The organism is Novosphingobium sp. YAF33 (assembly GCF_052113265.1).
GTDB lineage: Bacteria > Pseudomonadota > Alphaproteobacteria > Sphingomonadales > Sphingomonadaceae > Novosphingobium.
The window spans coordinates 1-25,403 of the sequence record NZ_JBFRCW010000005.1 but is presented as its reverse complement, the minus strand read 5'-3'; the positions used below and the strand labels follow the sequence as shown (position 1 = coordinate 25,403).

General features: G+C 70.6%; 3 protein-coding genes. All 3 read right to left on the bottom strand.

Annotation, left to right across the window (positions count from 1 at the left end; genetic code table 11):
• Window positions 1-87: 87 nt before the first annotated feature.
• Window positions 88-5,754, bottom strand: coding sequence for an autotransporter outer membrane beta-barrel domain-containing protein (locus AB4Z00_RS11240; protein WP_442045985.1), 5,667 nt, complete (start codon window positions 5,752-5,754; stop codon window positions 88-90).
• 99 nt (window positions 5,755-5,853) lie between these two features.
• A complete protein-coding gene (locus AB4Z00_RS11235) occupies window positions 5,854-23,976 on the bottom strand; it encodes a hypothetical protein (RefSeq protein WP_442045984.1) in 18,123 nt (6,040 codons plus the stop codon).
• Window positions 23,977-24,227: 251 nt separating this feature from the next.
• Complete coding sequence (locus AB4Z00_RS11230) at window positions 24,228-25,022, bottom strand: SapC family protein (protein ID WP_314466777.1); 795 nt, start codon at window positions 25,020-25,022, stop codon at window positions 24,228-24,230.
• Between the last annotated feature and the right edge of the window lie 381 nt (window positions 25,023-25,403).

The window sequence follows — 25,403 nt, the reverse complement described above, 5'->3', positions numbered from 1 at the left end:
AAAAAAGGGGCCGACGCACCGCAGTGCGCCGGCCCCCTATCTTGCGGATCGCCCTCTATCAGGAGACGGCGCTTCGCGTTTCCCTGCTTACCAGCGGATCGACACACCCGCGCGGCCGGCGATGCCGCTGGTGCCGGAACCGGTCACACCTTCCACCTTGGCGAAGGCGGAAAGCCCCTGCGAGGCGCCCTGAATGCCGGCCTCCCAACGTGCACGGCCGCCCTCCGAAGCATCTCGGAAGTAGAGATCCTGACCGCCCGAAGACAGCGTGGCGCCCGGTCGGCCGTTCATCTCGCCTTCCCAGTTCACGCCCAGATAGGGCTGGAGCGCCCAGTCGCCCGAGTGGGTTTCCACGCCTGCACGCATGCCCGCGCGGCCGTAGAAGCTCTGGACATGGTCGAACTTCGCGCCGACGCCGCCCGCTGCGGCAAAGCCGTCGAGGTCTGCGTCAGACCACGAAGCGCTGGCGGAAGGCTCGAAGAACACGCTGCCGGTGCGGATGTGATATCCGGCCTCGATTTCGACGCCGTAGCTGGTGCCGTTCGAATTGGGTGCGCTGGCGCCGTTGCCGAGGTCGTACTTGAGCGAATAACGGTCGAGCTTGGCCAGGGCGTGGGCGAAGAGCCCGTCAGCACTGCGGTAGCGGGCGTAGAGGCCAAGGTTGCCGCCGTCGAGCTTGATGCGGTCGCCAGTCGACTTGACCTTGCCTTCCTGCGAGACATAGCCGCCGGTCACGCCGACGGACCAATCGCCACCACGGCCCCAGTCGAGGCCGAACTGACCACCCCACCAGCTGTCGCGCACGTCGAGATTGGGCGCGAAGCTCGTGGCCGTGCCCAGCACCGTTTCCGAATAGACCGGACGCGAGCGGTTGGTTTCGCTGCCGCCCAGGATCTGGCCCCAGAGCGCCATGCCGTCATGCGGCGCCGTGGCGCGCATCTGGTCCGACCAGGCATCACCCGAACGACGCCAGTAGTGGCGCACTTCGGCGCCGGTACGGACGAGTTCGAAGGCCTGCGTGCTGGGCACGCCGACGAGATCGAGGTTGCCGTCCGCATCGGTCAGAAGCTGGTAGTCGACGAAGCCCTTGTTGACCGCGCCGCCTTCGAGGACGAAGGCCCCGGTGGCGACCGAAGCCGCGTTCACCAGGCGAATGCCCTCGAAATTGAACTGCGCGCCGGTGGCGCCGCTCAGGTCCTTGATGGCAATCGTCGTGGTGCCCGAAACCGCGCCGACATTGAGCTGATCCGCCGACTGAGCCGCATTGGCGCCCACTGCACTGGCGCCGAGGTTGGCTTCCAGCACGACACGCGAATTGCCGCTGCCCACGAAGGCCGCGTTGCCCAGATCGAGCACGTCACCGGTGTGACCGTTGACGAGGCTGATCGTGCCCGAATTGCGCAAGGTGGTGAGACCGGTGATCTTCATCGTGGCAGCCGCGGCGGCCGCCGGATTGATGTTGATCGTGCCGCCGTTGACCAGCGTGGCGTTGCCGGCAAACGCGGTGTCCCCGCCAAAGGCGTTCCAGGTGCCGCTGTTGGTCAGCGTGGTCGAGACGGTTTCGAAGGTCATGTAGCCGTCGATCGTGCCCGAGTTGGTCAGCGTGGCGACGCCGCCCGAAAGGGCAACGGCGTGGTTGCTGCCAGCCCCCACCGTGCCCGCGAGCAGGACATCCTGGCCGCCATCGGCGTCCGAGGACAGGCCGAAAGTCGCACCATGAAGCGTACCGCCACTGGCCAGCGTTACCTTGGCGCTGCCGCCGGTAACGATGGCAAGGCCTGCGCCGGTTGCAGAGTCGATCTTGCCGCCCGCCAAAGCCGCCGAGATGTCGCCGCTGGAGGAGGTCAGTTCGATGGCATTCCCGGAAGCCGTCACCGTCCTGGCCGCCAGACCAATTACGCCGCTGCCGGTCGTCGCGGCGATACCGCGCGAACCGTTGCCGCTGGCGATGACGCTCTGCACCGTCAGGGTTTGGGCGCCCGTGCCGGTCTGGACCGAAATGCCATCCGAACCCGCGCCCGTGGTCGTCACGGCCGCGCTGTCGAGGACGATCGATCCGCTGCCGCTGGCTGTTGCCGCGATACCTGCGGCATTGGCGCCGGTGGTCGAGACGGTGCCGAAGTTGGTCAGCGTACCCGTGCCGTCGACGACGGTGAGCGTGACGCCATTGGCATTGGCACCCTGCGTGGAGACGCCGTTCGTCACGGTAGCAGCAAGGGCGACGCGGGCCTGGGCCGGAGCGGCGCTCTTGCCCAGGGTCAACGAGACATTGCCCGACTGCCCAGCCTGCACGGTGACGCCCGCCGCATCGGCGCCGGTCGTGACCACCGAAGCGAGGCTGGCAGCGATGTCGCCGCTGGAACCGGCGCCGGTCTGGGCGAGGTTCACGCCGGTCACGCCGTCGCCGGAAGTCTGGACATCGGCCAGCGAAACCGAGATCGCGCCGTCGGTGCCGGTGCCTTCGACCGAGACGCCGAAGCCGCCCATGCCCGAAGCGACGATCGAACCGGCATCCGCCAGGGTGATCGCACCGTTACCCGAGAGGCCGACGCCGAGGACGCTGCCACTGCCCGCGATGGCGGCGACATTGCCGAGCGCCACATCCTGCGCGCCGGTGAAGCCGGCGGACTGTACGCCGGTGGCAGCGGTGGCCGCCGAGACGGTCACGTCGCCGAGCGCGTCGATCGCCAGGCCCGCGCCGTTGGCGGCGGAAATGCCGGTGGCATCGGCCGCACCGCTGGAGACAGAGAGGGCCGCCGGCAGGTCGAGGCTGGCGATGCCGGTGCCATTGGCGAGTACCACGCCCGTGGCGGTGCCCGCGCCGGAGACGGTCAGGCCGCCGTTCAGCACCGCGTTCTGGTCGGCGCCGCCGTCGATCGAGAGACCGAGGGCATCGCCACTGGCGCTCGCAACCGTGACGAGACCGGTTGCAACCAGGTCGATTGCGCCGGTGCTGCCCGCAAGGTCGAAGCCGGTGGCCGTGCCATCGGCCGAAACCGTGACCGGGCCGCTCGACGCGACGGATTGCGCGCCGCTGCCGAACAGCGCCAGGCCGGTGGCGCTGCCGCCGGTCGAAGCCGCGTCGTTGGTTACGCTCAGCGCGCCGCCCAGCACAATCTGCGCGTCACCCGTGAGGTTGGCCGAAAGACCCGTGGCATTGCTGCCCGCGGCCGAAACGGTCATGCCCTGGGCCAGCGAGACCGAGGCACTGGCGCCGTCGAGAACGATGCCGCTGGCGGAACCCGCGGCCGCGGTCACATCGAAGGCACCCGCCACGGTGAGGCTTGCGCTATCGCCGGCGCCGGACTGGGCGACGCCCAGGACATCGCCGGTGGCCGAGGTCAGCGAGAAGTTGCCGGCCAGATCGATGGACTGGGTTGTGCCCGCGAACTGGAAGAGGCCCTGCTGAAGGTTGGTCCCGGTGAAATCACCCCCAACGGACAGCGATACCGGGCCGCTGGCATTGACCTGGAGCGCGCCGACTCCTGCAGTCGCCCCGGACAGTGTGACATCGCCATCGAAGCGCGCCACTTGCGCGGTGCCGCCCAGCATATATCCGCCGATGGCCAGGCCGCTTTCGGAAGTCACCACGAAGTCCTGCGCCGAGACCAGCGACAGCGCGCCGCTGCCCGCCACGAAAGCGCCGCCGGCGCCGAGCTTGCCCTGGACGTTCAGCCCCTTTGCAAGTTCGACGCTGACGTCACCGTCGCCCCCCGCCTGCAGACCGGCAGCAGTATCATCGGTGCTCGTGACCTGAACAGTGTCGGCGGCGTCGATCGAGATGGTCCCGAGGATATCCTGAATATCGATGCCCCGCGTCGCACCCACGCCCGAAACGGTCAGTGCGCCGTCCATCGAAAGCGCCAGGCTGGCACCGTCACTGACGCGGATGCCGTCTGTTTCGCCCGTGCCGCCAGCGACAGTCAGCGCGCCATTGCTGGTCACGACCAGCGCGCCGCTACCGCCGCCGAGGCGGATGCCGGTTGCATCGGTTCCGCCGGTCACCGTCGCGCCCGAAGCGAGCGAAACGGTCTGGTCTGTCCCGCCGTACAGGCTGGCGCCCGTGGCCGCACCCGCACCGGTAACCTGAAGGGCGCCGGTGAGCGTCACGCTCTGGCTCGTACCATCGCTGACGGTCACGCCGAAGGCGTCGCCGGTGCCGCCATCGATGATGAGCGCACCGTTGCTGGTCACGGCCAGCAGGCCGCTGCCGCCTTCGAGACCGATGCCGGTCGCGCCTGCCGAACCCGTGACGGTCGCGCCATGATCCAGCGTGACGGTCTGGTCGGTGCCGTCAGCCAGAGTGATGCCGGTGGCCGATCCTGCTGTATTGGTGACGCGGAAGGTGTCGCCGATCTGCACGTTCTGCGCAGCAGTCGCGCCCGAAGTGGCAATGCCGATGGCCTCACCGCCCGCTGCGGAGACCGCGAACGTCGCGCCGCTGCCGTTGCCGGGAATCACCGAGATCTCGACCGAACTGCCGCCGGCCACGTCAATCCCGGTCGCGCCGGCACCCGTGCTGGTAACCGAGAGGCGCGCGCCGGTGAAGTCGACCGAAACGGCATCCGTCGCGCCGCTCAGGGTTACGCCCAGGGCCTGGCCTCCCGCATTGACGTTCACGTCGCCCGCGTAGGCGGTGCCGCCCACGGTGGCGGGGGTGAAAGCGACGCTCTGGGTCGTGCCGCCCGCGACCGAGACTCCGGTGGCAGAGTTGGATCCGGTGACCTGCACGGTCTGGCCGGTGCCCGCCACGCTGACCGCGCCGGTCGCCCCGGTGACCTGGAAGCCCGTGGCATCGACGCCGGAGACCGTGAAAGCGCTCGCGGCGCTGGTGCGCGTGGCCGCCAGGGCGACATCGCTGCGATCCGCGGCCGACATGCCGACAGCCAAGCCGTTCTGCGACGTGACGGAAAGCGCGCCGGTATTGGTCACCACCGTCGTGCCGGCCGTCCCATTGCCTACCGCGCCAAGACCGGTTGCCTTGCCTGACCCGGACGTCACGGCGAGGCTGCCGTTGTTGGCGAGGACGAGGTTCCCTGCGCTAGCGGGTGTGCCGATGCCCAGTGCATCGCCGTCCGTGTTCGTGACGGTGACACTGTTGGCGTTGGTCAGCGTGATCGTACCGCCGCCAAGCCCCATGCCGCCGATGCCGTAAGCAGTGGAGCCGGCCGCGCCTATCGCGTCCACCCTGACGGTACCCTGGTTGACCGCGCTGCCGGTCTGCCCGGTAACGGCGAGACCGGCGCCGCCGATACTGGCCGAGGACTGCGTGACGGTGATCTTACCATCGCTGGCGTTGATAATCGATGCCGTGCCGGTGCCGAAAGCGAGTGCCTGGGCGCCGACGATGCCTGCCGCCACCGTGCCGTGGTTTTCGATGCCGGCACTGCCGGTGCCGGTGGCCTGCGTTTGAAGACCAACCTGTGTCGCGGTGATCTTCGCGCCGTTGCGCGCGCCGATCAGCGCGTCATGGTCGGTAGAGCCGTTGACGTTGACTCCCGTCGTACCGGTGGTCGCGTTGACGACCACGGTTCCGTAGAGATCTACCTTGAGATTGGCCGGGGTACCGTAAGTCGACTGGTCGTATTTGATGCCGTCCTGGAACTGGGTCGAATCCGAAATACACGAAGCGACGTTCGGGTTGGCCGAGGTGTTCGGCACGCCGCACTCGCCGTAGGGAGCCGCGAGGGACACGCCGGGGGCGATCATTACGAGTGTCAGCGCCGAGGCGCCGGCCATGAGCTTGGTCTTCAAGGCAATTCTCCTGTTAGCGCAGTTCTGTGGGGCGGGTCAGAACGGACCCGCCCAAGATCGAAAGAAAGCTGGAAAGGATGGAAGCGAGGGGCATCGGGATCACATGTGGAACCGGACGCCCGCCATGGCGGTGAGATCGTTGTAGCCCTTGCCGAGATTGGCCCCGACGCTGAACTGGAGGTCGACCTTGCGCATCTGCAGGGTCGAACGCAGGTCGATCCGGCCGCTGTCGCCCACCGCTTGCGCACCGGTGGTGACGAAGCGGTAGTCCGGCGCCCCGGCGAAGGCCGCCGTGACCGAGCGATCGGGGTCGAAATCGTGCACCCAGGCCGCGCGCAGCGTCGTGACGAGGGCCTTGCCCTGCGGCAGTTCGATACGGCCCGCGACATTGCCGCCCGCGAACGTGCGGGTCCGCGTCCAGTCCTTGCCGAAGAAGGCGAGGCCGAGCGCCGCGTCTTCCTGACCTTCGGCCTGGTTCTCGACATAGCCCGGCAGCGACAGGCGAGTGACTTCCACGGCCGCGAAAGGCTGGAACACCAGGTTGCCGCTGCCGAACTGGCGCGCCACCTGGGCCCGGCCGGACCAGGCATGCATGGTGAAATCGCCATGCGCCTGCACGTTGCCATCGGCATAGAGCCACATGTCACGCACCGTCGTGGTATTGGCCGCGCTGTAGAGCAGGTCCGCGCTGAGCGTCCAGGCGCCCGGATGGAAGCCCGCATAGGCGCCGAAGGTGTAGACCTTCGTCTTGCCCGAGGTGCTCACATCCGGAACCGAGAAGCTCTGCGGATCGAAGCCAAAGGTGGCGCCGACCACGCTGCGCGCGTCCGGGCGATAGTCCCAGCCGCCCTGCACGACATAACCGCTGGTGCGCACGTCGTGCGCCCCGTCGGTGCCGTCCAGACGCTGGCGGCCGCCCTGCACGGCCATCCAGAGGTTGCCCAGCGGCTCCTTGTGCCATGCCGAGGCAAAGGTGCCCACGCGGCTGACGATCTGGCCGTCGATCACATCGTGGCTGTTGCCGATCGCGGAAAGCGCCGCGCTCTGCGCTGCCACCACGCCTTCGCCGGTCAGGCTGTCGTAGACCGTGCCCAGCGCACCCACCGTCGGGATCGAGATGATCGCGGCAGCCGTCGGTGCGAAAGCGTCGGTCGGGGTTTCCTGAATGCGGTCGAGCAGGTTGCCGATCATGGCCTGACGCTGGGTCAGACCGCTGGGCGCATACTCGATCACATAGTGGATGACCTGCTGGTTCGCCGAGGAATAGTCGAGCCCGAAAGTCGCGACCGCCGATGTCGGCGCAACCAGCTTGACCAGGTCCTGGCCGGTGATGCCGCCGGCCGCTTCCAGAATGACCACGTCGTTCGCCCCGGCCCGGGCATAGCCCAGGTTGAGGAGATTGGTCGTGACCCGCCCGTTGAGCGATGCCGCGCCGGAGACGACGACCTTGTCCGCCGTGTTGGTCTTCAGGTCGAGATCGAGGTTGTACTCGCTCTGCGCCGTCAGGGTCAGGCCGCCGCTCACCGCCAGCTGCGACACGACGCCGCCACCGCCCGGATTGAGGATGCCCGAGTTCACGAACGAACCCGCACCGACGTTGACCAGCGAACCGGCCAGGAAGATGCCGCCATTGACGTTGGTGAAGCTGCCTACGCCCGCGCCGAGATCGATCGAACCGACGATCGTGCCGGAGTTGACGATCGTGTTGTCGCCGCCTTCCGCGTAGATCACCAGGCCTTCCTGTCCGTCCATGGTCTGGAGCGTACCGGCATTGGTCACGGTATTGGCCGCGCCGCCGAGCAGCGAGACGGCATGACCGCCCAGACCGCCGACGACATTGACCTTGCCGATATCCAATACGATCGCGCCGCCGCCAAGGCCGCCGGTGCTCTGCGCGACCAGCGCGCTCGAACCGGCGCCCGAAGTCACGACATCGGCATTGACGGTGAGGTTCACCGCATTGCCCGCGCCGGAGCCCGCCAGCACGCCCGTTCCCGAGCCCGTGGCCGCACCGCCGCCGCCGACCGACTGGACGACCACGCCGTTGGCATTGGCGCCGCTGGTGCGGATCGCCGCGCCTACCGTGACGTCCACCGCGCCTGCATCGACCGAGCCGATCGAGGCCGCCAGCGTCATGAGGCGGGCCATGCGCAGCGTGCTCACCGCGCCGGCATTGACCACGTCCAGCGTCTGGACCGTGCCGTCCGCGCCGACCACCGAGGCCGCGCCGCCGCCGCCGCCGATCGACTGCACCAACAGGGCCGTCGAACCCGCGCCGGTGGTGGTGATCGTCTGGTTGATCGCCACCGAAACGTCGCCGCCATTGCCGGTCGCGCCGTTCGAGGTGCCGAGCGTCAACGTGCCCTGGGCATTGGCGCCCACGGCGCTGGCGTAACCGCCGCCCCCGCCGATCGACTGCACGACGACACCCGCCGCACCCGCACCGGTGGTCTGGACACGGCCATCGAGCGCGAAGTCGATAGTGCCGCCCGAACCGCTGGCCGCGCCGCCGAGATCGACGTTCGTGACCGTGCCGGTGCCGCCGGTGTTGTCGAGGGTCGCCAGACCGCCGCCGCCGCCGATGGACTGCACGAGCACCGCATTGGCGCCGGTGCCGCTGGTCACCACGTCGGCCTTCTGGTCGAGCGTGATGTTGCCGCCGTCACCACCTGCGCCGCCGGTCGCGCCGGCTGCCAGGGTGATGTCGCCCAGCGCGCCGCCTTCCATCGAAGACAAGGTGGCAACGCCGCCGCCGCCGCCGATCGACTGGACCACCAGCGCCGAAGCGAGGTTGCCCGAAGTGCCGATGGCACCGGTCGATGTCGTGAAGGTCACGTCGCCGCCGTTACCCGCCGTGGTCTGCGCACCGCCGACATTCAGCGAAGCCCCCGCCAGCGAACCGTCGGCAAGGCCGAGCGCCATCGTGCCCACGCCGCCGCCGCCGCCGACCGACTGTGCGAGCAGGCCGATAGCCCCGTCGCCTTCGGTAACGATCGTCGCGCTGTTGGCGATGGCGATGGCCGCGCCCGAACCCGCCGAGTCTCCGCTGCCGCCGACCACGGTGGACCACACGGCATCGCCGCTGCCCAGCACCACGTCGCCGGTGACACCTTCGGTGCCGCCGCCGCCGCCGATCGACTGCGCCGCGAAGCCGATGGCGCCTGCGCCCTTGGTCTGGACCTCGTTGGCGTTCGTCACGTCGATCACATTGCCGTCACCGGCGACGCCGCCGGTGCTGCCGAGTTGCAGGGTCAGGCCGTTAGAGCCGACTTCCAGCGGATCGGGCACGGAGAGCGCGACATTGCCGCCGCCCGCACCGATGGCCTGGGCCAGCAAGCCGTAGGAAAGCGCGCCCGCCGTCTGGAGCATGCCGCCCGAGAGGCTGACGACGACCTTGCCCTGCTTGCCGCTGATCCCTTCGCCCTGCGCGCCCAGCGTCAGGTTGACGCCGTCGAACGCGCCCGCCTGCGCCGCGATGGCATAGGCCGACTGGCCGCCGCCGCCCGCGATGGACTGGGCGAGCACTGCGATGGAATCGTCCGCCAGGGTGGCGATGCTGCCGGTGGAAGTGACGGTGACGTCGCCGCCATCGCCGCCCGCGCCGCCGGTCGCGCCCACTTGCGTGTTCAGCGAGCCGCCGGTGACGGCCAGCGAGCCGGTGAAGCCGCCCGCACCGCCGCCGCCGCCGATGGACTGGGCCAGGATGCCGACCGAAGCCGCGCCTTCCACCAGGATCGCGCCGGTGTTGGTGACGGTGATGTCGCCGCCATTGCCGCCCGCGCCGCCGCTGCCGCCGAGAGCTGAAGTCATGCCGCCAAGCCCGGTGCTGAGCGTGCCGGAGACCACCATGCCCGCCGTGCCGCCGCCGCCGCCGATGGACTGGGCGAAGACGCCGTAGGACAAGTCGCCCTTGGCATCGATCACGCCGCTGTTGCTGACCGTGATCGTGCCGCCGTCACCACCCGCGCCGCCCGAACCGCCGAGGCTGGTCGTGGTGGAGCTGCCGGTGCTGAGCGAGCCGGAGATAGACATGCCGCCCAGGCCGCCGCCACCGCCGATCGACTGCGCGAAGACACCGATCGAGTTGGCTTCCAGCGTCTGGATCGTGCCGCTGTTGATGACTGCGATATCGCCGCCGTTGCCGCCGCCGGCACCTGCGCCGCCCACGCTCTGGCTGATCGCACCGCCTGCGCCGACGGAAAGTCCGCCCGCGAAGCCGCCCGAACCGCCACCGCCGCCGACCGACTGGCCGAAGACCGCGACCGAGCCCGCGCCTTGCGCCAGCACGTTGCCGCCATTGGTCAGCGTAATCGCGCCGCCATTGCCGCCACCGCCGCCGGAGCCTGCGCCGAGGGCCGAATTGACCGCGCCGCCGGTGGCAATCGTGCCGTCGACCGCAAAGCCGCCGGAACCRCCGCCGCCGCCGATCGACTGTGCGAAGACGCCGTAGGACAAGTCGCCATCGACCACGATGGTCGCGCCTGCCGCGTTGGTAACGCTGATCGCGCCGCCGTCACCGCCGGCTCCACCCGAACCGCCAAGCGTGTTGGACAAGCTGGAGACCGCACCGCTCGCCGCCAGCGAGAAGCCGCCAAGGCCGCCGCCGCCGCCGACCGACTGGGCGAAGACGCCCGCCGCATTGGCACCCGCTACATGGATCTGCCCGCTGTTGCTGACAGCAATGTCGCCGCCCTGGCTGGCATCGCCACCGGCGCCGCCGATGGTCGAGCCGAAAGCGCCGTCGCCCGAGCCGGTGAGGCCGCCGGCGAAGCCACCGGCACCGCCGCCACCGCCCACGGACTGGGCGAAGACCGCAACCGCGCTGGCGCCCAGCGTTTCGATGGTGCCGCTGTTGGTCAGCGCGATCGTTCCGCCCAGGCCGCCGCCACCGCCGGCACCGCCGCCGATGGTGGACTGCGCATCGCCGGTAAGCGCCACGGTCGCGCCGGCCGCAAAGCCGCCGTTACCGCCGCCGCCGCCGATCGACTGCGCCTGGATGCCGTACGCAAAGGCGCCTTCGGTATAGACCGCGCCGCTGGTGTCCACGGTGATGTCACCGCCGATACCGCCAGCCCCGCCGCTGCCGCCGATCGTGTCGGACACGGCATCGAGCTGCGAAGCCGCGCCGCCGACGGCGAAGCCGCCGACGCCGCCGCCGCCACCGACCGACTGGGCAAGGATCGCCACCGCCTGATCGCCGGCCGTCGCTACGAGGCCGCTGTTGGAGACCGTGATAGCGCCGCCCGCACCGCCGTCGCCGCCGGCTCCGCCGACCGACGAACTGGCCGAAGCGCCTTCGGCCGAGAGGCCGCCGCCCGCCGCGAAAGCACCGGCACCGCCGCCGCCGCCGATCGACTGCGCGAAGACCGCGATCGAAGCGTCGCCCAGCGTGACGATCTGACCGGCATTGTCGACCGCGATCGTGCCGCCAAGGCCGCCCGCGCCGCCGATACCGCCGCCGACGCCGTTCTCCACGTCGTCGCCCAGCGCCAGTGCGCCACCGGCCGCAAAGCCACCCGCGCCGCCGCCGCCGCCAACCGACTGCGCAAAGACGCCGTAGGAGATAGCGCCGTCGGTCTCGATCTTGCCGCCGGCCGCGTTGCTGACGGTGATGTCACCGCCGTCTCCCGCTGTGCCGCCGTCGCCACCAACCGCCTGCGAAACCGCACCGGCCTTGGACGCTGCGCCGCCGGTCGAGAAGCCAGCGACACCGCCGCCGCCGCCCACCGACTGCGCAAAGAGCGCGGTCGCATTGCTGCCGAGCGTCAGGATCGAACCGCCGTTGTCCAGCGCGATCGTGCCGCCGCTGCCGCCTGCGCCGCCCGAGCCGCCGACCGTGTTCGAGGTCGCGCCGCCTTCGGCCGAGAGACCGCCACCGGCCGCGAAGCCGCCCGCACCGCCACCGCCGCCGATCGACTGCGCGAAGACCGCAATCGCGCCCTCGCCCGCCGTCTGGATCGCGCCGAGGCTGGAAAGCGTGACATTGCCACCGATACCGCCGCCGCTGCCCGCGCCGCCGCCGACACTGGAGTCGACATCGCCTTCGAGGCTCAGCGCACCACCGGCCGCAAAGGCGCCCGAACCGCCGCCGCCGCCGACCGACTGTGCGAAGACCGCGTAGGAGAAGTCACCCAGGGTAGTGATCGCGCCGTTCGCGCCATTGTCGATGGAGACTTCGCCGCCGTCGCCGCCAGCACCGCCCGAGCCGCCCACCGTATTCGAGGCGCTGTCCGCCTTCGACGCACTGGCGCCGACCGAGAAGCCGCCGGCACCACCGCCGCCGCCCACCGATTGGGCATAGACCGCCGTGGCATTGGCGCCTTCAGTACGGATCGATCCGGTGTTGACCAGCGCAACCACGCCGCCCGCACCGCCGTCACCGCCAGCACCGCCGACCGCGTTGGAGGCCGCGCCGCCTTCGATCGTCAGGCCGCCGCCCGCCGCGAAGCCGCCCGCACCGCCGCCACCGCCCACGGACTGGGCGAAGACCGCGATGGAACCATCCCCGGCCGTGCCGATCTTGCCGGCGTTGCTCAGCGAAACCACGCCGCCGATGCCGCCCCCGGCACCGTCGCCCGCGCCGACCGAGGAATTGGCGTCGCCCTCAAGCGAAAGCGCGCCACCGGCCGAGAAGCCGCCCTGGCCGCCGCCGCCGCCTACCGACTGTGCGAACACAGCGTAGGAGAGCGTGCCCAGCGTGACGACTTCGCCGTCCGCGCCATTGGCCACGGTCACTTCGCCGCCATCGCCGCCCGCGCCGCCGCTGCCGCCGACCACGGTCGAGGCGCTGTCCGCCTTGGACGCCGAGGCGCCCACGGCAAAGCCGCCCTTGCCGCCGCCGCCGCCGACCGACTGCGCGAAGATCGCGGTCGCATTGGCGCCCTCGGTCTGGACCAGGCCGTCGGTCGTGATCGAAACCACACCGCCGGCTCCGCCCGCGCCGCCCGATCCGCCGACGCTGTCGGATACCGAGCCGCCCTGCGCGGTCAGGCCAGCGCCCACCGCGAAGCCGCCCGCGCCGCCGCCACCGCCCACGGACTGGGCGAAGACCGCCACCGAGCCCGCGCCCTTGGTCGCGATCGTGCCGGTGTTGTCGAGGCTGACGAGGCCGCCAGCACCGCCGCCACCGCCGCTGCCGCCGCCCACACCGGATTCGGCATCGCCTTCGAGGCTGAGGCCCGCGCCGGCCGCAAAGCCGCCCGAACCGCCGCCGCCGCCGACCGACTGCGCATAGACCGCGTAGGACAAATCGCCGTCAGTCGTGATCGTACCGCCGTTGTTGGCAATCGTGACGTCGCCGCCCGCACCTGCCGCGCCGCCGCTGCCGCCGACGAGGTTCGAGGCCGCATCCGCGCTGGCCGCTGCCGCACCGGCGGAGAACCCGCCCGTACCGCCGCCGCCGCCGACCGACTGGGCCAGTACCGCGGTCGCATTGGCGCCCAGGGTCTGGATCGTGCCGCTGCTGGTGACCGAAACGAGGCCGCCGTCACCGCCGCCCGCGCCTTGGCCGCCGATGGCATTGCTGGCCGCGCCGCCCTTGACGCTGAGGCCGCCCGAGACGGCAAAGCCGCCCGAACCGCCGCCACCGCCGATCGACTGCGCCAGCACTGCCAGCGAACCGTCGCCGCGTGTGCCGATATCGCCCGCGTTGTCGATGGATACCACACCGGCCGAACCGCCCGCGCCGCCCGAACCTGCGCCGACTTCCGAGCTGGCATCGCCTTCGAGGGCGAGGCCCGCGCCGACCGAGAAGCCGCCCGAACCGYCGCCGCCGCCGATCGACTGGGCCTGTACCGCAATCGACATCGCGCCTTCGGTGACGATCGTGGCATTCACCGAGTTGACCAGCGTGACATCGCCCGCCGAACCCGCCGTGCCGCCGTCACCGCCGATGGAGCTGTTCGCCGCGCCGCCCTTGGCCAGCGCACCGCTGACCGCGAAGGCGCCGTTGCCGCCGCCGCCACCAATCGACTGCATCAGCACCGCCGTCGCGTTGGCGCCCTGCGTCAGGATCGTGCCGTCGTTGTAGAGCGAGACCGTGCCCGCCGAACCGCCGCTGCCCGCGCCGCCGCCGATGGCGTTGGACAGCGTGCTGTCGCTGCCACCCGCGAGGCCCGCGCCGACCGCGAAGCCGCCCGAGCCGCCGCCGCCGCCGATCGACTGCGCGAAGACCGCCACGGCGCCGTCGCCGCTGGTCTGGATCAGGCTGTAGTTGTTGACGCCGACATTGCCGCCGTCACCGGCCGCACCGCCGGCGCCGCCGCCGACCGAGGAGGTCGCGCCTTCGGACAGCGAGAGCGCGCCGCCCGTGGCGAAGCCGCCCGAACCGCCGCCGCCGCCGATCGACTGGGCAAGGATCGCATAGCCGAAGTTGCCGGTGGTCACGACCGTGCCGGTCGAGCCGTTGGCGACTTCCACCGTGCCGCCGTCACCACCCGCGCCGCCGCTGCCGCCCACCGCGTCGCTGGCCGAAGCCGCCTTCGAGGCTGCCGCGCCCAGCGAGAAGCCCGCCGAGCCGCCACCGCCGCCGATCGACTGCGCCACGATGGCCGTGGAGCGATCGCCCAGGACTTGGATATTGCCCGTGGTCACGACCTTGACCGAACCGGCATCGCCGCCGACGCCGCCCGAACCACCCAAGCTGTTGGCGACCGCTTCCGAAGTGGAGGAGATCGTCAGCGAGCCGGAGAAGCCGCCGGTGCCGCCGCCGCCGCCGATCGACTGCGCAACCACGCCGTTCGATGCCGCGCCGAAAGTATAGATATCGCCAGTGTTCTGCACGGTGACCGTGCCGGCATTCTGGCCGGAACCGCCCGCGCCGCCGGTGGCGCTCGATGCCGCCTTTTCGCCGAGCGCCAGCGTGCCTGCCACGGCAAAGCCGCCCGAACCGCCGCCGCCGCCGATCGACTGCGCCAGCACGCCGTCGGACAGCGCGCCGTGGGTCTGGATCAAGGCACTGGTGGAGACGAGGACATTGCCGCCCACGCCGCCGTCGCCGCCCGAACCGCCGGTGACTGCGCTCGCGCCCTCACCGTCCGAAGCCGCCGCCAAGCCGAGCGAGAAGCCGCCCACGCCGCCGCCGCCGCCGATCGACTGCGCGACGACTGCCGCCGAGCCATTGCCCAGCGTACCGAGCGCCCCGCTCAGGGTCAGGTCGAGATTGCCCGCGTCGGAGCCCACTCCGCCCGCGCCGCCGACCGAGCTGACCGCCGAGCCACCGCCCAGCGCCGCCGCAAGGCTGCCCGAGAAGCCGCCCGCACCGCCGCCGCCGCCGATCGACTGGGCCAGCACCGCATTGGTGGCGTCGCCCGAGGTCAGGATCTGGCCCGCCGAAAGGACCGTGACATTGCCCGCCGCATTGCCCGCACCGCCGGCACCACCGACGCTGTCGGACGCGCCCGCGCCCTTGGTGGCAATCGCGCCGGAGACCGAGAAGCCGCCGGTGCCACCGCCGCCGCCGATCGACTGCGCGACGATGCCGCGGCTGTGATCGCCATCGACCTTGATGTTGCCGATCGAGGTCACGGTCACATCGTCGGCCGAACCGGACGATCCACCCGCACCGCCGGTCGAGCTGGACACCGCATCCGCGCCCGAAAGGGCGAGGCCCGCCGAAACCGAGAAGCCGCCGTTGCCGCCGCCCCCGCCGATCGACTGCGCGACCACGCCGGTGGAATTGGCGCCGTGAGTGAAGATGTCGCCGGTATTGGCCACGTCCACCGTGCCGGCGTTGCCAGCCGATCCGCCCGCGCCGCCGCCGATAGTCGAGTTCGCCTCGCCCTCGACGCTCAGCGCGCCGCCGACCGAGAAGCCGCCCGAACCGCCGCCGCCGCCGATCGACTGCGCCAGGATCGCACCCGATTGCGCGCCGAACGTCTCGATGCCGCCGGTGTGCGTGACGCTGACATTGCCTGCGTCGCCTGCCGAGCCGCCGTCACCGCCGGTCGATTCCGCGGTCGCGCCGCCGCTGCTGGAGAGCGCCGCGCCGACGGCGAAGCCGCCAGCGCCGCCGCCGCCGCCGATCGACTGCGCCAGCAGCGCTACCGATGCGGCGCCCTTGGTGACGACATTGCCGTCCACCGCCACGCTGACGTCACCGGCATTGCCCGAGGATCCGCCGGCGCCGCCGCCGGTCGCCGATTCTGCGTCGCCCTCGATCGAGGCACCGGCGCCGACGGCAAAGCCGCCCGAACCGCCGCCGCCGCCGATCGACTGCGCCACCACGCCGCGCGCCTGGGCGCCGTCGGTCTGGATATCGCCCTGGACCGAAACGCTCACCGTTCCGGCATTGCCCGAGGAGCCACCGGCGCCGCCGGTCGAATCCGAGGCCGCGCCGCCCGAGGAGGAGAGCGCTGCGGAAACCGAGAAGCCGCCGACACCGCCACCGCCGCCGATCGACTGCGCCAGCACGCCATTGGCCGCCGCGCCCGCAGTAATGATCGTGCCGGTCTGCTCAACCGTGACATCGGAAGCCGAACCGGCCGCCCCGCCCGMACCGCCGCCGACGCTGGACTTGGCATCCGAATCCATCGAGGCGCCGAGGYCCACGGCAAAGCCGCCGACACCGCCGCCGCCGCCCACCGACTGCGCAAAAATGCCGTTGGCCGAAGCGCCGGAGGTCTGGATATCGCCGTCATGGCTGACCGAAACCGTGCCCGCGCTGCCGCCCGCGCCAGCCGAACCGCCGACGCTGGTGCTGGTCGCCCCGCCTTCGAGGCTGAAGCCCGCGCCGACCGAGAAGCCGCCCGAGCCGCCGCCGCCGCCGACCGACTGCGCGAAGATGCCGTTGGAATTGGTGCCGCTGGTAACGATCGTCCCCACGTCGGAAACGAACACGTCCGCACCGTCGCCGGCGGTGCCGCCTTCGCCGCCGCCGACGCTCGATTCCGCATCGCCCTTCATGGATGCGCCAAGGCCCACGGCGAAACCGCCGTTGCCGCCGCCGCCGCCCACAGATTGGGCCAGGATGCCGTTGGCATTGGCGCCGCTGGTGCCGATGTCGCCCGTGCGGTCCACGGTGACGGTGCCGGCATTGCCGCCGCCGCCGCCAGAGCCCCCCACGCTGTCGCTGGTCGCCGTACCGTCGAGGCTGAGGCCCGCACCGACCGAGAAGCCGCCGTTGCCGCCGCCGCCGCCSACCGACTGCGCGAAGACGCCGTTGGCCTGGTCACCCAGTGTGACGATCGTGCCGGTTCCGGTCACGGTCACATCGCCCGCGTCCGAGCCGGTGCCCGCGCCGCCGCCGCCGACCTTGGAATCCGCGTCGCCCTTGATCGAGACGCCAAGGCCCACGGCAAAGCCCCCGTTACCGCCGCCGCCGCCGATCGACTGGGCAAGAATGCCGTTGGAACCGGTGCCCTTGGTCTGGATATCGCTGTCCGCATGGACCGAGACGTTGCCCGCCGTCGCGCCGCCCGCACCGGCACCGCCAACGCTGGTGGACGAGGAGCCGCCCTCGCTGGAGAAGCCCGCGCCGACCGAGAAGCCGCCATTGCCGCCGCCGCCGCCGACCGACTGCGCGAAGATACCGGCTGCCGCCGCGCCTTCGGTCCAGATCGTGCCTTCGGTGGTGACCGCAACGTCGCCCGCCGTGCCGCCGAGCGAACCGGCGCCGCCGCCAACGCTCGATTCCGCGTCCCCCTTGATGGAGACGCCGAGGCCCACGGCGAAACCGCCCGATCCACCGCCGCCGCCGACCGACTGGGCGAAGACGCCGTTGGAACCATCGCCCTTGGTGGTGATGCCTTCACGCGCCACGACAGCGACGTTGCCGGCGTTGCCGCCCGATCCGCCGCCGCCGCCAACGCTGTCGCTGGTGGAATCGCCTTCCGCGCTGAAGCCGGCACTGACCGAGAAGCCGCCGGTGCCGCCGCCGCCGCCCACCGACTGCGCCAGCACGCCGTTGGAGGCCGCGCCTTCGGTGTAGATCGTGCCGGTGGTGTCCACGCTGACATCGTCGGAATTGCCCGCCGCGCCGCCTTCGCCGCCGCCGACGCTCGACGATGCGTCGCCCTTGATCGAGACGCCCGCGCCTACCGAGAAGCCGCCGTTACCGCCGCCGCCGCCGACCGACTGGGCGAACACGCCATTGGCGATATTGCCGCTGGTCTGGATCTTGCCGACATTGACGACCTCCACGGTCAAGGCGTTGCCGCCCGCGCCGCCGCTGCCGCCCACCTGGTTCGAGGCTGCGTCGCCCTCGCCCGAGAACGCACCGCCGACCGAGAAGCCGCCCGAACCGCCGCCGCCGCCGATGGACTGCGCCAGAATGCCGTTGGAACCCGTTCCCGATGTGACGACGGAGTAATCCAGGATCGCTGCATTGGCGCCCGCCGTGGCGGAGACGCTGACCATCCCGGCATCGTTGCCGCTGCCGCCATTGCCGCCGACGCTTTGGGTGTCGGAATCGCCCTTGGCAGACAGGCTGGCGCTGACGGAGAAACCACCATTGCCGCCGCCGCCGCCGACAGACTGCGCGAAAATGCCGTTGGCCAATTCGCCGGTGGTCTGCACGGTGCCGAGGCTGGTCACGTCGACATGCCCGGCAAGGCCGCCGCTGCCACCCGTGCCGCCGCTGCTGTTGCCGATCGACTGGCCTTCGACCGTGGCCGAGGCGGTCAGGCTGAAGCCGCCGTTACCGCCGCCGCCGCCGATCGACTGGGCCTGAATGCCCGCCGCAAGGTTGCCCGAAGTGGCCACATTGCCGGTCGAGTTCAGCGAGACGTTGCCCGCCGTGTTGCCGGTACCGCCCGAACCGCCGATGCCGACGGCCACTGCATTGCCCACGGACAACGAGAGCGCGCCGGCGAAGCCGCCATTGCCGCCGCCGCCGCCAACCGACTGCGCAAACAGGCCTACCGCGCTGGCGCCGCTGGTCGAAATATCGCCGGTGCTGACGAGCGAGACATCGCCCGCCTCGCCGCCCGAACCGCCCTTGCCGCCAATGGCGACCGAAGCCGAAATGCCGTCGCTGCTGGTCGTCAGCGTGCCGGAAATGGCGAAACCGCCGTTACCGCCGCCGCCGCCGATCGACTGGGCCAGAATGCCGTCCGCCTGGTCGCCCAGCGTGGTGATATTGCCTGCGGAGACGACGGAGACCGCCTTGCCCGCGCCGCCCGAGCCGCCCGAGCCACCGAGCGCCAGCGCCGCCGATGCGTATTGCGCGCCTGCGACAGCGACCGAGAAGCCGCCGTTGCCGCCGCCGCCGCCGACCGACTGCGCGAAGATGCCGTTGGAGAGCGTGCCCTCGGTGTAGATGTCGCCGGTGTTCGCCAGCGTGACCGTGCCGGCATCGTTGCCGGTGCCGCCAGTGCCGCCGAACGAGAGCGCCGCCGCGCCGTACTGCGCGCCCGCCACGGCGGCCGAGAAGCCGCCATTGCCACCGCCCCCGCCGATGGATTGCGCGACGAGGCCGCTTGATTGGTCGCCCAGCGTGCCGATCTGGCCAGTGGACGTCAGTGTTACGTCGCCCGCCGTGCCGCCCGCGCCGCCCTTGCCGCCGAAGCCGATGGCGACCGCGCCGTACTGGCCGCCCGCCGCGCTGACGCTCCAGCCGCCATTGCCGCCGCCGCCACCGATGGACTGGACTTGCGCGCCGGCGCTGAAGTCGCCCTTGGTGACGATGTCGCCGGTGTTGGTGAGATCAGCGTCGCCCGCCGCGCCGCCGGTGCCCCCGGTGCCGCCAAACCCAATCGCTGCTGCGCCATACTGTGCGCCCGCGGCGCTGACGGAGAAGCCGCCGTTACCGCCGCCGCCGCCGACCGACTGCGCGAACAGGCCCTGCGAATAGTTGCCTTCGGTCCAGATGTCCCCGGTCGAAACGAGCGTGACATCGCCCGCCGCGCCGCCCGTGCCGCCGTTACCGCCGAAGGAAAGGGCAACGGCGCCGAACTGGGCGCCCGATGCAGAGATCGCGAAGCCGCCGTTACCGCCGCCGCCGCCGATGGACTGCGCGCGCACGCCGGCCGAGAAGTCGCCCGACGTCGTCAAGTCGCCATCGGAATCGACCGAAACATCGCCCGCGGAACCGCCGACGCCGCCCGAGCCGCCCATCGACAGGCTGACCGCGCCGAACTGGCCGCCCGCCGCCGAGATGGCGAAGCCGCCGTTGCCGCCGCCGCCGCCCAGAGACTGGGCGAAGATCGCATCGGCATTGTCGCCGAGAGTCTGAATGTCGCCAATGCTGCGGATGCCGACATCGCCCGAGGAGCCACCGTCGCCGCCCTCGCCGCCGAACGAAGCGGAAATACCGCCGCCCTGGCCGCCCGAAGCCGCGATGGCGCCGCCGCCGTTGCCGCCGCCGCCGCCGACCGACTGTGCGAACAGGCCTTGCGCGCTGTCGCCCTCGGTCAGGATGTTACCGGTGCTGACAAGAGTGACCTTGCCGCCGGTGCCACCATTGCCCGCGCCGCCGCCGAACGCCAGCGAGGCCCCGCCTGCCCAGCCGCCGCTGGCCGAAATCGCCAGGCCGCCGTTACCGCCGCCGCCGCCGACCGATTGTGCGAGGATGCCCGCCGAAGCCGCACCCTGCGTCCAGATGCCGCCGTCCGAAGTGACCGAAACTTCGTCACCGTTGCCGCCATTGGCGCCCGCGCCGCCCATGGAAACGCCCGCGGCGCCGATCCCGCCGCCCGAAACTGCGGCCGAGAAGCCGCCATTACCGCCGCCGCCGCCAATCGACTGGGCGAGGATGCCATTGGAGAGAGCGCCGATCGTGGTGATCGTGCCGGTGCTGTCCACCGTCACCTTGCCGGCCATGCCGCCATTGGCGCCGCTACCGCCGAATGCCGCCGACATCGCGCCGACGCCGCCGGCCGAGCCGGACACCGCGAAGCCGCCGTTGCCGCCGCCGCCGCCGACCGATTGCGCGAATACGCCGTTGGAGCTGGCACCCTCGGTCGCGAGATCGCCGGTCGAGGAGACATAGACGTCATCGCCCGCCCCGCCATTGCCGCCGCCGCCGCCGAACGTCAGGCTGACAGCGCCTGCAGCGCCGCCTGCCAGGCCGACCGCGAAGCCGCCGTTACCGCCGCCGCCGCCGATGCTTTCGGCGAAGATCGCGTCGGACTGAGTGCCCTTGGTGGAGATATTGCCAACCGAAACGACCCTGACGGTCGAACCGTCGGAACCCGCACCGCCAACGCCGCCGAAAGTCGACGTGATCGCGCCGACACCGAGGGCCGCGCTGGCCGCGAAACCGCCGTTGCCGCCGCCGCCGCCGACCGACTGCGCGAAGATGCCGCGCGACTGTTCGCCTTCGGTGGTGATCTGCGTGGCACTGGCGACATCGACGAGGCCGCCCGTGCCGCCCACGCCGCCCGCGCCGCCATAGCTCATCGTCAGCGATCCGCCGAGCGAGGCGCCCGCGGCGACCGAGAAGCCGCCATTGCCGCCGCCGCCGCCGACCGAGCTGGCGAAGATACCGTCGGAAAGGTCACCCTTGGTGGCGATGGAGCCCTGAAGGCCAAGACGCACCGCACCGCCCGAGCCGCCCGAACCGCCCGAACCGCCGAACGCGATGGAGGCCGTCGCGCCAAGGCCCGCGGAGGCCGAAAGCGCGAAGCCGCCGTTGCCGCCGCCGCCGCCGACCGACTGCGCGAAGAGGCCTGTCGAACGCTCGCCAAAGGTCTCGATATAAGCCGAGCCCATGCTCGAACTGGCCGTGGTGCAGGCCGAATTGGTGTTGACGCAAATGTCGCCGCCGGCGCCGCCGCCGCCGCCCGAACCGCCGAAAGCGGCGCTCACGAAGAGCCCCGCCGAAACCGCCGAACCGCCGTTGCCGCCGCCGCCGCCGATGGACTGCACGAAGATCGCCGTCGCATCGTCGCCCGAGGTCGACACGAGGCCGGTCTGGTTGAGAACGACCTTGCCGCCCTGGCCGCCGTTGCCGCCGTCACCGCCGATGGCGAGCACGCCCGTCGTCGAGCCGCCGTTGCCGCCGCCACCGCCGATGGACTGGGCGATGATACCCAGCGCCTTGTCGCCCTTGGTGGTGATCGTGCCGCTGTTCGAAACGGTGACCACGCCGCCGTTGCCGCCGCCGCCGCCCGATCCGCCGATGGAGATCAGGCCGGTGGAGCTGCCGCCGTCGCCGCCGCCACCGCCGACCGACTGGGCCTGGATACCGATCGAGCGTACCCCGGCAGTCGAGATCGAGCCGCCATTGGTCACCGAGACATTGCCGCCGGGGCTGGTGCCTGCGCCGCTACCGCCGATGCCGACGAGCCCGGTCGAATTGCCGCCCGCGCCGCCGCCGCCGCCCACCGATTGCGCGAAGATCCCGCGGGCGTAGTCGCCCGTGGTCTTCAACGCGCCCTGGTTGTCGACAATGACGGTGCCGCCAAGGCCGCCGCTCGCCCCCTTGCCGCCCAGCCCCACGAGACCGACCGAGCCGGAGCCCGAACCGCCGCCACCGCCGACCGACTGCGCGAAAATCGCATCCGCCCAGGCCCCGGACGTGGTGATCGAACCGCCCGAGGTCTGCGTGATCTGAACCAGCCCGCCATTGCCGCCGCCCGCGCCGGACCCACCCAGAGACACCAGGCCTCCGGTGCCCGAAGCCGAGCCGCCGCCGCCGCCGATGGACTGCGCGAAGATGCCCTTGCCAGATTCTCCCGTCGTCACCATCGTGGCGCCCGAAGACACCGTGACGGTGCTGCCGTTGCCGCCGCCCGCGCCGGTACCGCCCAGCGCCGCGAGACCGCCGGTGACGCCCGCACTGCCGCCGCCGCCGCCGATCGACTGGGCCATGACACCGTAGGAGCCGAGGCCCGCGGTGGATACGAAGGCGCCTTCGGCAATGGCGATGTTGACCGTGCCGGCATCGCTGCCCTGGCTGCCGGCGCTGCCCAGCGCGACTGCGCCGATGGTCGTGCCACCGTTGCCGCCACCGCCGCCGACCGACTGTGCGAAGAAGCCATGGGCATAGTCGCCGGTCGTCTTCGTGGAGGAATTGGCGCCTGCGGTGATCGTGGCATTGCCGCCGGGGCCGCCTGCACCGCCCGAGCTGGAATCGGCGAAGACGCCGCCGCTGGTACCGCCGCTGCCGCCGGATCCGCCCACCGACTGCGCGAGAACGCCGTGCGCGCCTTCGCCAGAGGTCTGGACCACGCCGTTCTGATTGACGACGACGTCGCCGCCCTTGCCGCCGAAGCTGCCCCCGCCACTGGACGCGACGAGGCCGTAGCTGTCGCCGCCGCTACCCGCCGTGCCGCCCAGGCTCTGGGCGAGGATGCCGATGGAGCCCGCGCCGCTGGTGGCTACGGTGCCGTTGTTGGTGGCACTCGCATTGCCGCCCACGCCCGGCGAACCGCCACCCGAGCCACCGCCGGAAAGGAACCCGTCGCCGCCCGCACCGCCCTTGCCGGCCGAGCTGCTGACCAGGATGCCGTAAGCGCTGGTGCCCGTGGTCACCACATTGGCAGTGCTGACCAGGCTGACATTGCCGCCCACGCCAGCCGTGCCACCGGTGCCGCCGTCCGATCCGAGATAGCCGTCGCCGCCGTTGCCGCCGTTGCCGCCGATGCTCTGAACGATGACCGCAGCCAGGCCGCTGGACTGGGACGAGATGGTGCCCGAAATGTTATCGGTGATCGCCGGGCCATTGGCACCCGAACCGCCGTCGCCTGCCGATATGAACAGCAGGCCTATATGTCCGTTGCCGCCGCCGCGGCCGCGCTGGACGTTGCGGTAGGTGCTGTCGCCGGGATTGCTCGGCAGCGAAATCGGGTCGGCGCCGGTCGCATTCGCCGCCGGGGCGATCGAGGTGACGACCGCGTTTTCGCTGATCTTGTCGTTGACCGAATTGGACAGCTTGACCGAAGTCACGACGCCGTTGGTATCCGTCTGGACTTCGGTAACGGTGTAAGTCGTGCCGGAAACTTCGAACGTCTGGCCGACTTCGCTTGCCAGCAGGATGACGTTGTCGGCATCCGTCTTCACTTGCGCGGGTGACAGCTGTTCGGTCACCGTTTCGAAGGCCCCGGTGACGGGGTTCTTGATCTGCGCGCCTACCGGAGGCGTGACGATCGGGGTGGGGGTAGGTGTGGGGGTCGGGCTGGGCGCCGGAGACGCCTGGGCCCAGGCCTGGACCGGCATCACGCCGCTCATCACCATCATCGCTGCAAGAGTGGCGACCGAGGCGCTTGCGCGCCAGGTGCGCGCGCGGCGCGCTTCACCCTTGCTCGCGGTGGAACGGCCAGCGAAAGGTTCAGAAGTGTTCACGGTAAGCCCCCAGGGTGCCTATTCGGCAAGTCGCCCCGGCCCCGCCCCTCGGGAGCGGGATTCCCGTGCTGTACGCCAGCTCTGGCGCAGCAGGAATCCGGAACAACACATAGAAAATGACGAAATAATTTCCTGCTTATCAGCGTGTTAGGAAATTATTTCCGATTGGTTTCGGCGCCCCGATGCGCCGAGTCCGCCCTTCCCGCGCCGCATGGACGGCGCAGGTTGGACGGCCTTCGATCCGGCAGGGATCAGGTCGCGCGGGTAACGGCGGCCAGAGCGTCCCACTTCGCCTGCGAGGCGATCTGCGCGTGGATGGCGGGCAGCGCACCGGCGTCGCGAAGGCGCAGGAACTGCTCGGCCGAAAGCGCTTCGAAGCGGGTCCGGTCGATGGTCCGGAATTCCACCAGCAGGCTGGGCTCGGCAGCTTCCGGTGCCGTGTAGTGAACGCGCTTGATCTCGAACAGGTCAAGCTCGTCCAGCAGCGCGATCAGCACGCCGGTACGGGCCTGTGCGGCCTCGTAGCTCTCGCAAAAACGCAGCGCCTGCAGCGTCAGTTCGGTCGGCTCGGCGCCTTCGAACAGACGGACCGCATCTTCAGCATCCTTGTCGCCGACCCGGCCCGAAGCGTGGTCGAGGCAGAGGATCAGGCGATCACTGCCTTCGTCGCGCGCGAAAACGAAGGGGTAGCGGCGCAGATAGGCCGGGATGTAAGCGCCATTCTGATAGCGGCCCTCGGATACGAACAGGTTGTGCTCGGCTTCCAGGCCGGTGACGGCGTAGGGCTGACGATCTTCGCCGAAGAACAGGATCGGATAGTCGAGTCCGGCCCGCTCGAACTCGTCGACCGTCAGTTGGACCATCGGCGCGCCGGCTGCGAAACCGAAGTCGGTCGGCGCGACGATCACAGCCGCATCGGCGTGCGTCGCGCTGTTGACCGGGCGCGGGTCCCGATAGAGCGGAAGGCTGCCATTGACCTGCGGCCCACTCGTTGCCGGCGCCGCGGTGCCAGCGCTCTTGCGATTCTTCTGCTTGGATTCCGTCATGTGCCCCACCAAAAATCTAACCCCATTTCGTCATTGCCGGACGGATCGCACCCCAAATTGCTAATCCGCCGTAAATCAATGACTTACAGGCATTGCGCGCCTTTCAAAGGTAAATGGGCGCGCAAGCATGTAACGCGGCGGGCCTATCCACATGTCCGCACTCCCTTGCAATAAGGAAGTTTACGTAGCGMTTTTATGTCGACGGATTAATCGTTTGGCAGGTCCTTCATGCGATCGTGTCCCAGGACGTGGTGTAGCTGAAGGCTGAGGTGGTCACCGTGATTTTCGGGTAGGTTTGGGTTGTGAAGCTCAAACCTGACGGAAGGAATCACGATGACCGATCCGATGATGCACTTGCGTTCGCTGGTAGAGAAGGCCCCC

What these genes read in the sequence shown, in the direction of transcription:
- AB4Z00_RS11230 (WP_314466777.1), bottom strand. Translation starts at nt 25,022, where the DNA reads ATGACGGAATCCAAGCAGAAGAATCGCAAGAGCGCTGGCACCGCGGCG.